This is a genomic window from Flagellimonas sp., from assembly GCF_965233845.1.
GTDB lineage: Bacteria > Bacteroidota > Bacteroidia > Flavobacteriales > Flavobacteriaceae > Flagellimonas.
On sequence record NZ_OZ247584.1, the window covers coordinates 3,321,265 to 3,338,455 of the forward strand.

At 43.2% G+C, this 17,191-nt stretch carries 14 protein-coding genes; 6 read left to right on the plus strand and 8 right to left on the minus strand.

Annotation, left to right across the window (positions count from 1 at the left end; translation table 11 throughout):
• Window positions 1-43: 43 nt before the first annotated feature.
• The gene (locus ACO6S0_RS14755) at window positions 44-436 is read left to right on the plus strand and encodes a DUF983 domain-containing protein (RefSeq protein WP_422349090.1); all 393 of its coding nucleotides are present in this window, start codon (window positions 44-46) and stop codon (window positions 434-436) included.
• A 174-nt stretch (window positions 437-610) separates the two neighbouring features.
• Here ACO6S0_RS14755 and ACO6S0_RS14760 read toward each other — a convergent pair whose 3' ends face one another.
• Window positions 611-1,678 carry an NAD(P)/FAD-dependent oxidoreductase gene (locus tag ACO6S0_RS14760; protein ID WP_422349091.1) on the minus strand — a complete coding sequence of 356 codons (1,068 nt, stop codon included), beginning with the start codon at window positions 1,676-1,678 and terminating at the stop codon, window positions 611-613.
• A gap of 281 nt (window positions 1,679-1,959) precedes the next feature.
• Between ACO6S0_RS14760 and ACO6S0_RS14765 the strand changes: the two genes are divergently transcribed.
• Both ACO6S0_RS14765 and ACO6S0_RS14770 read left to right on the plus strand, forming a co-directional pair.
• Window positions 1,960-2,895 carry an IPT/TIG domain-containing protein gene (locus ACO6S0_RS14765; protein ID WP_422349092.1) on the plus strand — a complete coding sequence of 312 codons (936 nt, stop codon included), beginning with the start codon at window positions 1,960-1,962 and terminating at the stop codon, window positions 2,893-2,895.
• Complete coding sequence (locus tag ACO6S0_RS14770) at window positions 2,883-3,716, plus strand: Kelch repeat-containing protein (protein ID WP_422349093.1); 834 nt, start codon at window positions 2,883-2,885, stop codon at window positions 3,714-3,716. The genes ACO6S0_RS14765 and ACO6S0_RS14770 overlap by 13 nt, the downstream gene beginning before the upstream one ends.
• A gap of 209 nt (window positions 3,717-3,925) precedes the next feature.
• On the opposite strand, the gene gldN is transcribed toward ACO6S0_RS14770, so the two are convergent.
• From gldN to ACO6S0_RS14805, 7 genes are all read right to left on the minus strand, one after another.
• The gene (gldN, locus tag ACO6S0_RS14775) at window positions 3,926-4,828 is read right to left on the minus strand and encodes a gliding motility protein GldN (RefSeq protein WP_422349094.1); all 903 of its coding nucleotides are present in this window, start codon (window positions 4,826-4,828) and stop codon (window positions 3,926-3,928) included.
• A 20-nt stretch (window positions 4,829-4,848) separates the two neighbouring features.
• On the minus strand, window positions 4,849-6,420 hold the full coding sequence (gene gldM, locus ACO6S0_RS14780) for a gliding motility protein GldM (RefSeq protein WP_422349095.1): 1,572 nt from the start codon (window positions 6,418-6,420) through the stop codon (window positions 4,849-4,851).
• A gap of 66 nt (window positions 6,421-6,486) precedes the next feature.
• Window positions 6,487-7,137 (minus strand): gliding motility protein GldL, encoded by a 651-nt coding sequence (gldL, locus tag ACO6S0_RS14785; protein WP_420400883.1) that lies wholly within the window; start codon window positions 7,135-7,137, stop codon window positions 6,487-6,489.
• Window positions 7,138-7,208: 71 nt separating this feature from the next.
• Complete coding sequence (gldK, locus tag ACO6S0_RS14790; protein WP_420400884.1) at window positions 7,209-8,600, minus strand: gliding motility lipoprotein GldK; 1,392 nt, start codon at window positions 8,598-8,600, stop codon at window positions 7,209-7,211.
• Window positions 8,601-8,720: 120 nt separating this feature from the next.
• The gene (locus ACO6S0_RS14795; RefSeq protein ID WP_420400885.1) at window positions 8,721-9,878 is read right to left on the minus strand and encodes a formimidoylglutamase; all 1,158 of its coding nucleotides are present in this window, start codon (window positions 9,876-9,878) and stop codon (window positions 8,721-8,723) included.
• The gene (gene topA / locus ACO6S0_RS14800) at window positions 9,879-12,362 is read right to left on the minus strand and encodes a type I DNA topoisomerase (protein WP_422349096.1); all 2,484 of its coding nucleotides are present in this window, start codon (window positions 12,360-12,362) and stop codon (window positions 9,879-9,881) included. It lies immediately after the preceding gene.
• 120 nt (window positions 12,363-12,482) lie between these two features.
• Window positions 12,483-13,736, minus strand: a complete 1,254-nt coding sequence (locus ACO6S0_RS14805; RefSeq protein WP_422349097.1) for an LVIVD repeat-containing protein — start codon at window positions 13,734-13,736, stop codon at window positions 12,483-12,485.
• Window positions 13,737-13,851: 115 nt separating this feature from the next.
• On the opposite strand from ACO6S0_RS14805, the gene ACO6S0_RS14810 reads away from it, so the two are divergent.
• Genes ACO6S0_RS14810 through ACO6S0_RS14820 form a run of 3 tightly spaced genes read left to right on the plus strand, consistent with a single transcriptional unit; the run spans window position 13,852 to window position 17,140 of the window.
• Complete coding sequence (locus tag ACO6S0_RS14810) at window positions 13,852-14,871, plus strand: formylglycine-generating enzyme family protein (RefSeq protein ID WP_422349098.1); 1,020 nt, start codon at window positions 13,852-13,854, stop codon at window positions 14,869-14,871.
• Window positions 14,872-14,875: 4 nt separating this feature from the next.
• A complete protein-coding gene (locus ACO6S0_RS14815; RefSeq protein WP_422349099.1) occupies window positions 14,876-16,207 on the plus strand; it encodes a Gfo/Idh/MocA family protein in 1,332 nt (443 codons plus the stop codon).
• Window positions 16,208-16,225: 18 nt separating this feature from the next.
• Window positions 16,226-17,140: a hydroxypyruvate isomerase family protein gene (locus ACO6S0_RS14820; protein WP_422349100.1), complete on the plus strand. Its 915-nt coding sequence runs from the start codon at window positions 16,226-16,228 to the stop codon at window positions 17,138-17,140.
• The last annotated feature ends 51 nt before the right edge of the window (window positions 17,141-17,191 follow it).

A 17,191-nucleotide genomic window follows, 5' to 3' on the forward strand; every position in this document is an offset into this window, starting at 1 on the left:
CAAAAGAGGGTTAATCCGTACTTTTGCATCAAAATCGCTGCAAATGTTAAAAAAAGGAAACAAACTCTACAGCATTTTAACAGGAAGTTGCCCCAAATGCCACGAAGAGAGTATGTATGAAAGCACGAATCCTTATGCCATTTCCCAACTGTTCAAGATGCATGAACGTTGTTCGCACTGTGGCACCAAATACAAAATTGAACCCTCATTTTTCTATGGCTCCATGTATGTGAGTTATGCTGTGGGCATTGCCTTTGGTACCGCTGCCTTTGTCATTGCTTTTTTGATTTTGGGAGCCTCCTTGGTCAACACTTTTATAGCAATAGTTTTGACCCTGATCGTGTTTTTACCTGTAATCATAAGATTATCCCGAAATATCTGGATCAATTTCTTTTTTAAATACGAACCGGAAGTCAAGGGTCACATTGGTCAGTAACAAGTTGATTCTACCTTACCCTTATTAATTGGCCATTTTGTGTTCTGCCAATAGGTTAACACGAACCTGCCTTGCTGGCAGGCAGGTTGTGCTAATTTCCACAGATACATTTCTCCGCTATCTTGGCAAGGGGAAAGTAGATTGACACTTTGTGTCAAATTGGAGGGAGTGGTTTTAAATAAAATTTTCTTTGGTGTGGTACCTTTTGGTGAATCTCTCAATATTGATTTCTGAATCCAGATTGGCTCCTTTTTCAATATGGTTGAAGAGTTGCCCAGCAGCATATGGAGCAATCATTACCCCTCGGGAACCAAACCCATTTAATACATAAAGGTTTTTATGTTCCGGATGTTGACCAACCAAAGGTCGCCTATCCACAACCGTGGGTCTAATTCCCGCAACATGATCCACAATTTCAAAATCGCACTTGAGGAACGTTTTTAGTTTTTCCAAGAGTTCCGATTTGGCCTCTTCGGTTGGAGCATTGGTCTTGTCCTTCCATTTGTAGGTAGCTCCAACCCGGTACAAATCATTCCCCATTGGAATGGTAAACACTCCAGATTTGATCACATTTTCCTCCTTGTAATCCGGTGTTTTGATGGTCAAAAGCTCTCCTTTGGTTCCATTTAGCGGTAAATACTGGAAAAACGGGTTGTTTTTAAGCCCGTAGCCCTCGCAAAAGACAATTTGTTTGGCCTTGATGGTTTTATAGGAAACATGGTCTGAGGAGGCATTAAAATGGGCAAAGTCGAAAGTTGAAAGTTGGAGAACACCATTTTTATTTAAATATTCGGTATAGGTTGCCAGCAGGGCAGCGGTATCAATGCGACCTGTGTACAGCACTTCGCCAAAGCCGTATGGAGCATCCAACGAAGGATTTTTATTTTGTTGAATGGTTGTGAACATAAAATTTTCCAGACCCGGTTTGTCCACCGCTTCAAACCAAAGGTTCTGCTCTTCAATGGATGCGAACTTGCGTAGTAACCGCTGTCTATAATCCAATTTTACTCCCAGTTTTTGCTCCAAAGCGGTATAAAAAGGCATGGCCAGGTCCAGTTGTTCCTTGGCCTTCCAGGCCAGCGTAAAACGCTTTAGAATAACCGGGTTGTACATGCCCCCGGCCACTAAGGAGGATTGTTGTGAGTTATCTGAAATAACATAGTATGTCTTCCCTGCTTTTTCAAGGGTTTCACAAAAAGAGATTCCGGCAAGCCCTAAGCCAACAATTAAATAGTCATACATAGTACAAAAGTACGTATCCCGAGTAGATGCTGAATATAGTGCATTGGTCTATTTAAGGTTTGACTCAAATTACACTAATTGTTACGAATGTTTAGTCAATGGATGAAGGATTTTGGTACTTGGTGCTTGGTGCTTGGTGCTTGTGAAATTAAAAACTGAACATCGGTAATTGGTAATTGTTCATTGAAAAAACCCATCCGTCAATTGAAAGCGGGCATTGGTCAATTCCTGGGCCATAACACATCCATTGTTCCTTTTATTGGCTTTCTAAAATCTTTATTATGATGAAAAAGTCAATTTTTACTTATGCTTCATGCATCTTGGCCGCGGTACTTTTTGTGTATTGTGGCAAGGACGACCCAAAAAAACTGGATACTCCAGATGCCAATCCGCCTTCTATTTCAAGTTTTAACCCCACAAAGGGGAACGTTGGAATCGACGTCACCATTGATGGCAGCAATTTTGGTGCAACAGCGGCCGAGAACATTGTAAAATTCAATGGTACGAAAGCCACGGTTACTGATGCATCGACCACACAATTAACGGTTACCGTCCCCGCCGGGGCTACGGATGGAAAGATAAGTGTGGAGGTGGATGGACAGGAAACTAAAAGCACAGGGACATTTACGGTAACAACTGAATCCGAAGATGAACTTTCCATTACGGGATTTGACCCGCAACAAGGAATTGTGGGCACCATGGTTACCATTGATGGTACGGGCTTCAGCCCTAACAAGGTTGATAACACTGTAGAATTCAATGGAGTGATTTGTACGGTAAGCAGTGCCACTGCCGAACAATTACAGGTGATTGTGCCATCTGGAGCCACCGATGGCAAAATCAGTGTAGAGGTCGGTAATGAAACAGTACAAAGCTTAGGGAATTTCGTAGTACCATTACCCATCATTACCAGTTTTACTCCCGAGCAGGGAATAGCAGGAACCGAAGTGATCATTGTAGGAACAAACTTTAGCCCCACCATTGCTCACAATGTTGTTCAATTCAATGGTACCCCGGCTACAATTACCGACGCCCAAACAACTCAGTTGACGGTTGATATTCCCGAAGGCGCAACCACTGGTAAAATAACTGTAAATGTTGGAGGACAGGAAGTGGAAAGTACGGATGATTTCACCATTGGACCATGGAAAAACCTAGAATCCCGTGGTGGATGGCAAACAAAGATCCGGTCCAAAGCGGCAATATGGCAATTTTAAAGGATGTAGATGACCATAATCAGATTTATTTTGGATTCGGTCTTTACGGAACCACCTACTCTGACGGAGTTTATGTTTATGATCCTGATGAAGGTACGTGGTCTGGTGGCGTTACCTGTCCTGGTTCCCCCAGATTTAGAGCAGCCTCTTTTGTAAAGAACAATAAGTGGTATATTATCACAGGTACTTATCAAGGCAATGATGTCGATGATACTTGGTATTTTGATCCAGCCACGGCTGCATGGGATGGTATGGCATCCAATTGGGGTAGTGGACTGACTTCTTTTGTAAATCAGGATGTTGGCTATGTCTACGGCATTAAAACCTTGGGAGATGATGGTAAATTAAAGTCATTTGACGGCAATACCTGGACAGATTTGGCAGGATTCAAAGAATATGGCGATGGTAATCTTGACGCGGTAGGGTTTAGTATTGGCACACAAGGCTATGTTGTCACAGGAAAAGGGGCCTTGTATTCAGATAGCATGTTCAGGTATAGCATTGCCAATGATTCATGGACAGAATTAGGAAGTATATTGCCCTTCATTTCAAGAACAAAAGCCATCGGCTTCAATGTGGGGAATAAGGGTTATGTGGGTCTTGGCAGAGGCCAAGATTCATCCTACCTAAATGATATTTGGGAATATGATGCAAGTTCCAATAGCTGGACACAAAAAACCAGTTTTCCGGGAGGAGGAAGACAAGGATCTGCCGTGGTAGTATTGGACGAACATGTCTATATTTTTGGTGGCGTTGGACCTGGAACAGATGATGAACTTCGAACGTTTTGGAGATATACTCCTTCACTGGATTTAGAGTAATATCATTGAATGTAAAATTCTTATTCAAAACTGCTCCTTCGGCTTCACTCAGAATGGCAGTTTGAGGTGACAAACCAAGAAAAAACGCCGCACTTTCGTGCGGCGTTTTGCTGTATAGAATTGGAAATTTATTTTGGGCTTCCCGAATAAATTCGGGATTAATTCGTCTAGCAACCTTTTTCGCTCTTAGCTTAAAGGTTGAGACTCATTTAATACGCCCACATATCCTGTTCCCTATCGCGGATGACCTCCTTGATTCGTTTGGCCTCCAACAACTGGAACAGTGCATTATCAAATACGTAATCGTCTATTTCACGATCCCCATGGACATTGTCCTCCTTATAGATAACCCCGTTGAATCGGCGTGCGTTCAACAGCATATCAAAGGAAATGGGTCGCGCAGAGTTACGCTGGTTATAGACCTTGGCATCATGCAGAACTTGACGGGCGGCAGGATACCATATCCAGAAAAGTTCTACTTTGTTTTCGCCTGGATCTACAGACTCGTCATCAATAAAGTTTACGTCCGGAGCTACAGGGGCAATTCCCAATAGTCTGTACTTCAACTCACCTTGACGCTTGTCAAAATACCACATTCCCTTTATGCGATACTCTTCAATATCGGCTGCGCTCAAATCCCTTTGGTTGATAAACTCCGCAGAAATCTGCTCTCCAGCATTCAATTGCTCGTATCCAAGGTCGGTGGTATCCACCTTTCTTAACGTAGCGCTTAAGTCTCCTAAAGTTCGTTTTTCAGTGAAATACGAATCGGTGTACACCTCGGTCAGTTTTCCATTTCTGATGTTCTTCATCAAAACATGGTACAAAGACCTTCTGTCCGCTCCAATACCTATGGTATCGGTTGGGTAGTACAATGGAAAGTTAACACGCTCGTCCAGGTCAATGGTCTCCCATACGGTCTTGGACCAAAGGATGTCCCTATCATCTACATATCCGTAGGCTAGGGGGGCGTCATTGTCCTGTTCTTTTTGGGCCTCGGTCTTTACACCTATATCCTGTGGTAACTTGGCATTCAAGATGTTTGCCTGACCCAGCATGGATACGGGAGCAAAAGCCAACGCTCCAATAATTAATGCATTTTTCCAATTCATGATTATACTTCTATACTTAATTAATTTGTAAGCTCAACTACAACAGGAGATACCTTCTTCAACTTGTATGTTCTGTTGTTGGTGATATAAGCTTTGATATCGAATATCTGAACGGCATCACCACGCTTGGCTCTTTTTAGAGCAGACTTGGCTCTTCCATCCAATTTGTTACCGTTTACGTTAATGGTTGGCTGACCTGGCACCTTGAACTTAAATCCGCTAACGGCTAGGTTCAAGTCAAAATCAAAGTCTTCCAACATAGCGCCAACTGTAGAAATCTCAAGGTTTCTTCTTGGCATTTTAACGCTACCGGCCTCACCACGAACGGTACCACCTGGTCTTGGGATATCCTTGATCCTAAATTCAGATCTTGTGGAAATCGCCTGACCATCAGGCAAAGTACCAGAAGCAGTAATAGTTACTGTTCTACCTGTACCTGGATTCATGATATAGTTGCTACCACTTCTTCTGCTCAAACCAGTTGCTCTAGCATTAACCTTGTTATCTGGAATACCAGGAATGGAGATGGTCATAGGGTTGGCCACACCACGGTAAACAACATTCATTTTATCGGCAGAGATAACTGCAGCATTAGGCTTAGTGATCGTAGCAAAGGTATTGTTCACCTCAACTGGAATCTCTTCACCATCCTGCATAAAGAACATAGTTCCAGAAACAGTATGGTCACCCGCAGCACCAGCACTGATCAATAGTTTGATACCACCTTCTTCCAATACATAATCCTTATCAGCAACAAGATTTCTACCATCCAACTTCAACTCAGCCCTAACTGGCTTGGAAGAGTTGTCAGTCTTACTGATGATAATCTTACCATCGTACTTCTCACCTGTGTAAAAAGCAGTTTTGGAAGCGGACAAGGACGTAGCGAAATTCTTCAAGGAAACGGCTTCTGTCAAGTTACCTTCCAAAAGTCCTTTCAATACTTCTTGCTCTGTGGACTTAATGTCAGCCTGCAACTGCGTGATCTTGGTCAAGGAAGCTACCAATGGGTATCCTTCAAAGTGGTAGTTCATCCAATCCACTTTAACCTGATCCCTGATTCTAGTTACTTTCCCATCCTTATCACCAGTTTCAAATCTAGTTTCTACAGCTCCTTTAATCTCAGACATATTCTCTGGAAGTGCTGCGGAAATTTTTTCTCTGTAATCCTCCAGTTTAGACAGGAACTCTTGGCCTTCCGGCTTAAGATTGTCTCCTTTAAAAAAGAGATTGTCTAAATAGTCTGATTTATCCATAACAACGTAGTTGTTTGGATCTTCTTGGTCGGCCAACATACCCTTTTTCAACTCACCCAAATAAGCATAGTACTCATTAGAAAGTTGCTGGATAACTTTGGCTTTCTCAACCATAGGTCCGTACTTGATGTTATCTTCACGAGCCTTTGTTTCTAGACTTGCAAAGAATTCCGCGTTGTTCTTAGAAACAGCTTCATTGGAAGCCTTCAATTTGGTATTCATCAAACCGAATGCAGCGAGGACCTCCTTGCTCATATTTAATGCCAACATCGCGATGAAGATCAAGTACATAAGGTTGATCATCTTCTGACGTGGTGTCTGTTTTCCTGATGCCATGTTTTTTATCTAATTAGAATTATTAATTAATTTGATCTGGGGTTTGGTATATCAATTAAACCCTAATTAGTTTTTGCTCATGGCAGAAAGCATACCTCCATAAACTCCATTCAAGGAAGAAAGGTTGGTGGCCAAAGATTCCATTTGCTCTTTAAGAGCTCCGGCATTCTGTACTACTTCCTCATTAATGGAAGCTTGACGGCTAGCGCTTTCCAATTGTACTTTGTACAAGCTGTTCAAAGACTCCATTTGAGCGGCAGCATGTGACAACTCTTCAGAGTACTTCTTAGTGTGTTGGATAGCATCTGTTGTAGGAGCAATGTTTTTGGCAGCTCCCTCAAAATTCTTGATACTTTCACCCAAGCTGTTGAACAACTCAGAATCGATATTGGCTTCTTTCAATAGATCATCCAATTTTCTGGAAAGTAGACCCTCAGCTTCTTTAGCTTGCTTAGCGTCATTCTTGTTTCCTTTGGACTGACCATTGGCCAATTCTGGATACACCAAAGACCAATCGTATTCATCGTCTACTGGTTCAAATGCAGAGATAGCAAAGATCAATGCTTCAGTGATCAATCCTACTGCAAGAAGCAATCCACCGGTCAGTGGTCCGAACTCCCAGTGAAGGATTTTAAATAGTGCACCAATAATTACTACCGATGCCCCAAGGCCGTAGGCCATGTTAAACAGCTTTTTTGTTGATTTTGACTGTGCCATAATTCTAGTTTTAATTAAGTTATATAAATAAGTATTTGGTTACTGGTTTATATAATGCTCTCTTTCTTAATTTATCTAGCAGAAGGTAACCCGTTTCTTCTACCGTTGGTGGAATCTTCCTCGCCCATATAATCCTGAACGGTTCTGAATCCGATATAGCTACGTGCGGAATCTTGGTATTCGTAATCCCGTGTACTTACTTGCAAGAAATAAGCAACGTCTTTCCAAGACCCTCCACGGATCACTTTTCTTTGGTTCTGCCCCGATCCAATATTTGGATTCATGGTGGACAGGTATTCATAGGCTCCTTGGTCAAAGCTGGAGCTTGTCCACTCCGCTACGTTACCAGCCATGTTGTAAAGATTGTAATCGTTTGGCTCATAAGACTTTGCCTCCACGGTGTATAGGGCAGCATCTGCTGCGTAGTCCCCACGTTGTGGTTTAAAGTTGGCCATAAAACAACCTGTGTCGCTGATCACATATGGACCACCCCAAGGGTAGGTTCCTCCCTCAATTCCTCCACGGGCAGCGTACTCCCATTCGGCTTCTGTAGGCAACCTAAACTGGTTTACAAATTGTTTGCCCCTTGCCTTTTGATCATCGTTCTTGAACTTGGTTCTCCAGTTACAGAACGCCTTGGCCTGCATCCAGTTTACCCCAACAACGGGGTAATCGCTGTATGCATCGTGCCAAAAGTAATCATTGTGCATGGGTTCGTTATAGGAATACTCAAAATCCTTGATCCATACCGTAGTGTCCGGATAAATTTCAAGTTCCTCGTGTTTAATAAAGTCTTTTCTTCTTCCTTTTTTAGCTCTGGCGGCGGCCTCAATGTCCATCCAACTGTATTTGTACTTCAATTGGGTAACATCTATGGAACGCAATCCATTGTAACTTTCCTCTTCAGGTAAGTAAATGGAATCCATCACTTCGGCGTAGTACTCATCTGGGTATTCAGAGGTATCCCAAACCAAGTCTACATCCTTGTTCAAGGCCCTACCTTCATAACCGGTCTCTCCAAGACCAGCATAATTGTCGAGCATATATTTTTCGTAAACTGAAATTCTGGAAGTGTCAGTGTCCTTGAAGGCATATTCCCCTATCCCTTCATCTTCTGGGCCAATTCCCAACTCATCGGCCAAGATGGCCAATTTGGTTCTGGTAATGGAATCCTTCACCCACTCCACAAACTGTCGATACTCACTATTGGTAATTTCCGTATCGTCCATATAAAAGGAACGAACGGTCACCGTTCTAGTAGGAGCATTCAATACTTTAGCCTGATCTTCCTCAGCCTTACCCATTACGTAGGAGCCACGGGGAATTAGTTCCATCCCATAGGGTTTCTCTGGATACCATTTTTTTCCTTGGGCTCCAACGAGTTCACCTTTTGACTTTGAATTTGAACCGCAACTAGCGAGTAAAAAAGCAAGTGCTATAGATGAAAAGAATAGCTTTCTCATACTTTAGGTTAAATTTTCGATTTAGTTTTTTAAACTGTGCTACACAAATTTCTTATTCTCAAAACTGATTTTTGAATAAATTATTGTGTAAAAACAGTTAATGCTCAAAATTTAATTTGTTCAGTTAAAGCCCTTTCTGTAAGCTTTGAACCACCTTTCGGGAATCTTCTGGTTGCAAGCATCCAAATAGTCCTCCTCGGTGCATGGTAATAACGCCGCCGAATTTGTTTTAGTATGTTCGGGTAAAATTGATGGGACCTCAACCCACCAGCGTTCTGTAATATGGCTTTTATAGAAGATCAGTTCCTCAGTATCCGTTGGTACAGTGAACTTGGTAAAGTCCTCACTCTTGGAACTTGGAAACTCCGTTATCCTAAAACTGATGCCTTCAATAAAGTACCAGATAATTTGCGCAATCATTTGGAAAGCCTGAAGCGAGTTCTCGCCCTCATAAATTCCAAACAGGGAGACCTTATCGCTTATGCCCGCATATCGTGCTATGGCACAAATCTCCCTTCCTGTAAATCCATTGGGGGAAAAGTTTTTGTACAAGCCCATTTCGCTGGCGCGAATGGCCCTTAGATCCAAACTAACAATATGGGAACTTCTTAAAATGGGTTCTGCCAAAGAAATGTTGGCCGCAATATCTCCCAAACGATAGGCATCAAAGAAAAGTCGTTCCATCAAATCAATTTCTTCCTGGGCGTTGAAATAACTTTGGTAGCCAATATTGGAAAAATTGAAAAGATTGTTGGGTTTGTCTGTTATGATTCGGGTCATGTAGGAGTGGGAAGAAATCAGCTCTTCTTCCTCTCCAAAATCAAACCGGCTATCAATGGACACCAAGTTGACCATGTCCCTGATTTTATCAAATGCCCTATAGGTTGGAAATGTGATATCCTGGGTGGCCCCTATAATAATAGGTATAATATTCTCCTCCAAAAGACCGGCCACTACCTCTTTTACCACAAAATAGGTGTCCTCTACGGTGTCCCCTTCCTCAATATCACCAATGTCCAAAATGGTGGAATTCCAGTTCCCTGTCATAAGACGATACAGCTGGATTCGGATTTCGTCCACATCCAAGCGTTCGGGTTTTTTCTCGAAAGCATTTCGGGATTCATTTACTGCGAAGATGGCCACCGTTGCATTGGCAAACACCGGCAGACCTTTCTTCTCTGTGTGCTTATGGATGTTTTTTCCCAGAGCCTGGGGTGGAAGTAATTCTGAATAGGCCAGTACCTTATCACTGACCGGAACCAAAAAATCGAATGCCATTTACTTTTTTGCTTTCGCCTTTGTTTTCTTTTTAGGTGTTTTCTTTTCCAAAAGGGCCTGTGCCTCTTCCAAGGAAATCTTGGTAGCATCCACATCCTTGGACAACTCCACCTTGATTCTACCTTTAATAATATTATGTCGTCCCCATCGGGCCTTTTCAATACGGATTTTCTCGGCGGGCCATTCCTGGACCAATTTCTCGGCCTCCTTGACTTTTTTGGCCTTGATAAGCTCTCCTATATCCGCCTGGGTCAAATTATCAAAATCGTATTTTTTGTTGACGTTGATGAACATTCCGTTCCATTTGATGAAAGGACCAAAACGTCCAACACCTTTAGTAACTTCCAGATCTTCATAATGGGCGATGGGGGCATCTGCCTTTTGCTTGGCCTTGATCAACTCAATGGCACGATCCATATCCACATCAAAAGCACTTTCTCCCTTATCCAGGGAAATGAACTTTTTACCAAAACGAACGTAAGGACCAAATCGGCCCACATTGGCCTCCACTTCTTCTCCTTCATACTGACCCAATTTTCTTGGGAGTTGAAAAAGCTCCATAGCCTCTTCAAAAGTAATGGTGGAAATGGACTGTTCCGGTAACAAACTGGCAAACAAGGGTTTTTCTTCCTCTTCCACAGTACCTATTTGAACCATGGGGCCAAAACGTCCCAATCTTGCAGCCACTTGTCTTCCCGATTTTGGATCGGTACCCAAAACCCGTTCCCCACTGGCACGTTCCGCGTTTTCCTCAACATGAAGCACTTTGGGGTGAAAGTCCTTGTAGAATTCCTGCATCATTTTTTGCCAATCTTCTTCCCCATCGGCAATTTCATCAAAGTTCTCCTCCACCTTGGCGGTAAAATTGTAATCCAGTATGGTGGTAAAATGACTCACCAAGAAATCGTTCACGATCATTCCAATATCTGTGGGCACCAATTTGCCTTTATCGGAACCTATCATCTCGGAAAGCGATTTCTCAGCTATGTTTCCAGCTTCCAATAACAACTGGGTATATTTTCTTTCCGTGCCTTCCACGGTTCCCTTCTCTACATACCCTCTGTTTTGAATGGTGGAAATAGTAGGTGCATAGGTAGAGGGTCTACCAATACCTAGTTCTTCCAGTTTTTTCACCAAAGATGCTTCGGTATATCTATAGGGTGGTCGTGTGAAACGTTGGGTGGCTGTGATAAAATTATTTTGGAGTGCTTCTCCCACGCTCATGGCAGGTAGCATCCCTTCTTGTTCCTCAACACTATCCTCCTCATCAATCCCTTCCAGATATACTTTAAGGAATCCATCAAACTTGACCACCTCCCCATTGGCAGCGAATTCCTCGCCGTGGGTATTGGCCTTAATCTTTACATTGGTGCGTTCCAATTGGGCATCGCTCATCTGGGAAGCCAAGGTCCGTTTCCAGATCAATTCGTATAATTTGGCTTGATCTCTTTCCAAGGATGGGTTTTGCCTGGACATATCTGTAGGTCGAATGGCTTCGTGAGCCTCTTGTGCGCCTTTGGATTTACCTGTATAGTTCCTCACCTTGCTGTAGGACTCCCCATAATTTTGAACAATGGCGTCCTTGGCAGCATTCAGCGCTTCATTGGAAAGGTTGACACTGTCCGTCCTCATGTAGGTAATCAAACCTGCTTCATATAAACGCTGCGCCACCTGCATGGTACGGCTTACTGAAAAGTAAAGCTTACGCGAGGCTTCCTGTTGCAAGGTTGAAGTTGTAAATGGAGGTGCCGGAGACTTTTTGGCCGGTTTTTTGTCCAAACTGGCCACGGAAAAATCCGCACCCCTATTTTGTTGCAAAAAGCTTTCCGCTGCTTCCTTGGTGGGAAAGGTTTTACCCAATTTGGCGGCAAAATTATTTCCGTTGGAAGTTTTGAATTCGGCACGGATTCTATACGAAGCCTCTGGAGTGAACCCTTCGATTTCCCGTTCCCGTTCCACAATCAATCGTACAGCAACAGACTGCACCCTACCTGCGGACAATCCCGGTTTGATTTTTTTCCAGAGCACTGGAGAGAGTTCGTACCCCACCAGTCTGTCCAAGACCCTTCGGGCTTGCTGGGCGTTCACCAAATTATAGTTGATTTCCCTTGGGTTTTCTATGGCCTTTTGGATGGCCGATTTGGTAATGGAGTTGAAAACGATTCGTTTGGTCCGGCTTTTATCCAATTTTAGAGCCTCGGCCAAATGCCATGAAATGGCCTCCCCTTCCCGGTCCTCATCACTGGCCAACCAAATGGTATCTGCTTTCTGAGCCAAATCCTTCAGTTTTTTCACCAAGGTTTTCTTTTCCTTGTCAACTGTGTATTTGGGTTTAAATCCATTGTCTACATCAACACCAAGTTCCTTGGAAGGTAGGTCTACAATATGACCAAAACTGGATTCTACCTGAAAGTCCTTTCCTAGAAAACGCTCAATGGTCTTAGCCTTCGCAGGTGACTCAACTATAACTAAATTCTTAGGCATGCAACGGGGTTTAGAGGTAACAAAAGTATATGAATTTTTCGATTTTGACTTTTTGACAAAATAAAGCGCAAAAAAATATCCCGCTTAAAACGGGATATTACAGAAGCTTATTGTATTGGATTACTTCAAGTCAATTTGGCTCATAAGCCTGATGTCGTCATCCAGATATTCATATTGATACAACACCTCATCGCCCACCATGATTAAATGGCTTTCCAACGGAATAACATCAAACGTAACAATATCTTTAAAATGATTTAACTGTTCCAACGCCATCACATCGGTCTTGTCATAGACCTTGAGTCCGGAACTTCCATCGCACACAAATAACTTTTCATCCCGTATTCCTAAACCATAAGGCTCATCCATGGGATAATCCACGGTCAACTCGGGATTTTCAATATCAGATATATCCACAATAAAGAGTCCACTTTCCAAAGCCCCACAGTTGTTTCCTCCTCTCAAGGTCACATAGGCATAATCCCCATCCACCACAACAGGATCACAAGCAGTGCCATGTTGAAACTCAGATACAAAAGTTGGGGTAGCAGGGGAGGTAATATCATAAATGTACATCCCTCTCATACTTCCCAAAAACAAATGGTTGCCCCTATTGAAAATGGTTTCAATATCGAATCCGGCATAAACATCTTCCAAGTCTACAGGATTATCCAAATCGGAAATGTTGAATACATTAATATTATGGCTGTCCACGGCGTAGAGGTAATCTTCCACAATTTTAAACCTTGCCAACGACCCTCCCTGTCCGGCGCCTCCAGCATCGGAAGCTTCAGCCACAGCGATATCACCAAAAAATATCACATCTGTATTTCTTTGCTCCTCCACTTCAGCAATCAGTCTTCGTTCCGTAGTAGTTTCCCAACCTATCAATACTTCGGTTTCCCAATCAAAACCCTCATTTTCCACAATATCGGCTTCAAAGGGCCAAAAAACATTATTATGTAGTACGTTCTCCAGTCGGTTAACTTGTGCTATATTATTGATATCAGAGATATCCAATACAACAAGATCGGTCAAACTATCGGCATATAGGAAATCACCCTTAACGGAAATATCCACATTTCCGGGAATTTTGATAAAGGCAATTTTTCTTGGCTGTAGCGGATTGGAATTGTCAATGACGTGCACCCCTTGGTATTTGTCATTGATAAAAATGTAATCTTGATAGGTGTAAACTTTCCCCGATTCATTAATGGGGGTTGGAGCAATAATGTCAACAGTGGTTAGTTCTGTCTTGCTGATCACAAGAGGCCTGGCAACCAAGTATTCTGCATAATCGCTATCATCATTGGACTCACAGGATACAAAGCTTATGGCTACCAAGGATAAAACCAGTAGAATTTTCTTTTTCATTTTTTGTTTAAGTTTATTGGATTGTATAGCATTTGTTAGATAAGAAGTCTGGAACAACGTTGCGTGGATTTTCACAAAAAAGTTTAAATATATCCCATATAAAACCATACTTTTATTGAGAATACTGCAAACTGAGAACACTTTTTTTATTAACCTATTGAGAACACTTTTTTTATCCACCTTATTCCTTATTGGAATAAGCAGCACGGCACAAAAACCGTTTAAGGCCTACAATCAAAACATTTCAGGAACCGACGTCCAAGTTAAAATGATTCCCATTCAGGGCGGCACATTTACCATGGGCAGTCCACCCAGCGAAAAGGGAAGAACCAGCGATGAAGGGCCCACCCATTCTGTTGAAGTTGCGTCTTTCTGGATGGCCGAATACGAAATCACTTGGGATTTGTACAACCTCTACGTGCACAGGTCCATTGACAACCAAAGGGATTCCAAAAAACTGGCGAATGAAGCTTCCATTGAAGTTGACGCTGTTTCCGGAGCCACTGTTCCTTATATTGTTATGGATTTTGGCATGGGGGTCGAAGGGCATCCCGCAGTAAGCATGACCCAGCTGGCCGCCTCCAGATTTTGTGAATGGCTTACCGCCATGACCGGTAACTTTTACAGACTTCCCACCGAAGCCGAATGGGAATACGCCTGTAGAGCAGGCACCAAAAGTGCTTACTCTTTCGGGAACAGTGCTTCCAACCTGGACGACTATGCCTGGTCCAAAGAAAACAGTAATGGAAAAACACATCAAGTAGGTCAAAAAAAACCCAATGCTTGGGGACTGTACGATATGCACGGAAACGTAGCAGAATGGACCTTGGACAAATATGATGCGGAAACCTATTCCAAGCGGAGAAACAAGACCAGCGTGAACCCGTTTGTAAAACCGGACAAAACCTACCCGAGAACATTAAAGGGAGGCTCTTGGGCAGATACTGCGGACCGATTAAGAAGCGCATCCCGAAAAGTTTCCCAAAAGAAATGGAAAATAAGAGACCCTCAAATCCCAAAAAGTAAATGGTGGCATACCGATGCCCCCTTTATCGGATTTAGAATTGTTAGGCCCTATAAAACTCCTAGTGCCGAAGAACAAAAAGTATATTGGAAGGAAAAACATACAAACTAAAACCATGTCGCAAAATCGCAAAAACAACGTAGCAGAAAAATTGAACAGACGATCGTTCGTCAAGACCACCGGACTCGCAACCGGTGCTTTAATGACCAGCACTATTCCCATGAATGCCATGGGCTATGTAGCAGGAAACCAAAAATTGAAACTGGCCCTGGTTGGGTGTGGGGGACGTGGCACCGGTGCCGCGGTTCAGGCCCTAACGGCCGACCCCGATGTAGAATTGGTAGCCATGGCCGATGCTTTTCAAGACCGTCTTGAAAACAGCCTGACCGCCATCACGGAACATTTTGATGGGGAACGCAAAATCAATGTAAAAGATAAGAATCGTTTTGTGGGCTTTGATGCCTATTCCAAAGCCATAGATATGGCGGATGTAGTCATTTTGACTACCCCTCCAGGATTTCGCCCCCTGCATTTTGAATATGCCATTGCGCAAGACAAACATGTATTTATGGAAAAACCCGTGGCAACGGATCCAGCTGGGGTTAGACGCGTATTGAAAAGTGCCAAAATTGCCAAGGAGAAAAAACTGAACGTGGTTGTTGGTCTGCAACGCCATTATGAGAAAAAATACCACAGGCTTTATGAGCAAGTGCAAAATGGCGCCATTGGACAAATTGTATCGGGCCAAGTGTACTGGAACAGTCGTGGGGTTTGGGTAAGACCAAGAACCCCTGAGCAGACCGAGATGGAATATCAGATGCGCAATTGGTATTACTTCAATTGGCTATGTGGCGACCATATATTGGAGCAGCATATCCATAACATTGATGTGGCCAACTGGTTTATTGGAGAATATCCGGCCTCGGCCCAAGGTATGGGGGGCAGGCAAACCAGAAATGGCAAGGACCATGGCGAAATTTATGATCACCACTTCGTGGAATTCACTTATCCGAGCGGAGCTGTAATCTCTAGTCAGTGTAGGCATCAAAAAGGATGTTTTTCAAGAGTGGACGAGGTATTCCAAGGTTCCAAAGGAGGAATCGTGACTGGTAGCGGAGTGATTTCGGACTTGGGAGGAAATACCATATTGAATACCAAAACAGAGGGCGACCCGAATCCCTATCAAGTAGAACATAACAAGCTCTTTGCCTCTATCCGCAACAAGGAAGTAATTGCGGATGCGGAGAATGGTGCCAAATCCACATTGACCGCCATCATGGGTAGAATGGCCACCTACTCTGGTCAGACCATTACTTGGGAACAGGCCTTGAATTCGGATTTGAGTTTGGTTCCCGAAAATCCAACTTGGGATTCCAATCCACCCACTGTACCAGATGCTGAAGGAAGATATCCAATTCCCATGCCCGGGGTAACCAAATTTGTTTAATCCCTAACAGCATCAATTATGAAAAGAAGAACTTTTATAAACAGCACGGCAATGGCCGGTGCTGCGCTAGGGGTTTCCCCAAATTTATTTGGAGGAGAAGCCAAGCCCATGGCGCATACGTTCAATTTAAAATATGCCCCGCATTTGGGCATGTTTAAAAACAAAGCTGGCGATGACCCTATTGACCAACTCAACTTTATGGCAGACCAAGGCTTTAAAGCCTACGAGGACAATGGCATGAAAAAGAGAACGGTTGCCCTGCAGGAGAAAATGGCCAGTACCATGGCCAATAGAGGGATGGACATGGGCGTTTTTGTGGCCCATGAGATTTACTGGAAAGAACCCAATTTGGCCAGTGGCGACAAAAATCTTCTGGAAGAATTTCTATCCCACATCAAAGAATCCGTTGAAGTGGCCAAACGTGTAAACGCCAAATGGATGACCGTTGTTCCCGGCCATGTAGACCTCAGACAAAATATGGGATACCAAACCGCCCATGTGGTGGAATCCTTAAAAAGGGCATCTGATATTTTGGAGCCGCATGGACTTGTTATGGTTTTGGAGCCTTTGAACTTCAGAAACCATCCAGGTCTCTTTTTGTCTGAAAGTCCTCAAGCCTATGAAATTTGTAAAGCGGTTGATTCTCCTTCGTGCAAAATTTTGTTCGATATCTACCACCAACAGATTCAGGAGGGCAATTTGATCCCCAACATTGAAGCTTGTTGGGATGAAATTGGATACTTTCAAATTGGGGACAACCCAGGTCGAAAGGAGCCCACTACAGGGGAAATCAACTATAAAAACGTTTTCAAGTTTATTTACGACAAAGGCTATAAGGACATTTTGGGCATGGAGCACGGTAACTCCATTGAAGGCTCCAAAGGGGAGCAGGCCGTCATAGATGCTTATAAGGCTTCGGACGATTTTCTTTAAAATTTGGTTAATCCCTTCATAATTCAACTGCCAAATTGTCACTAATTTGGA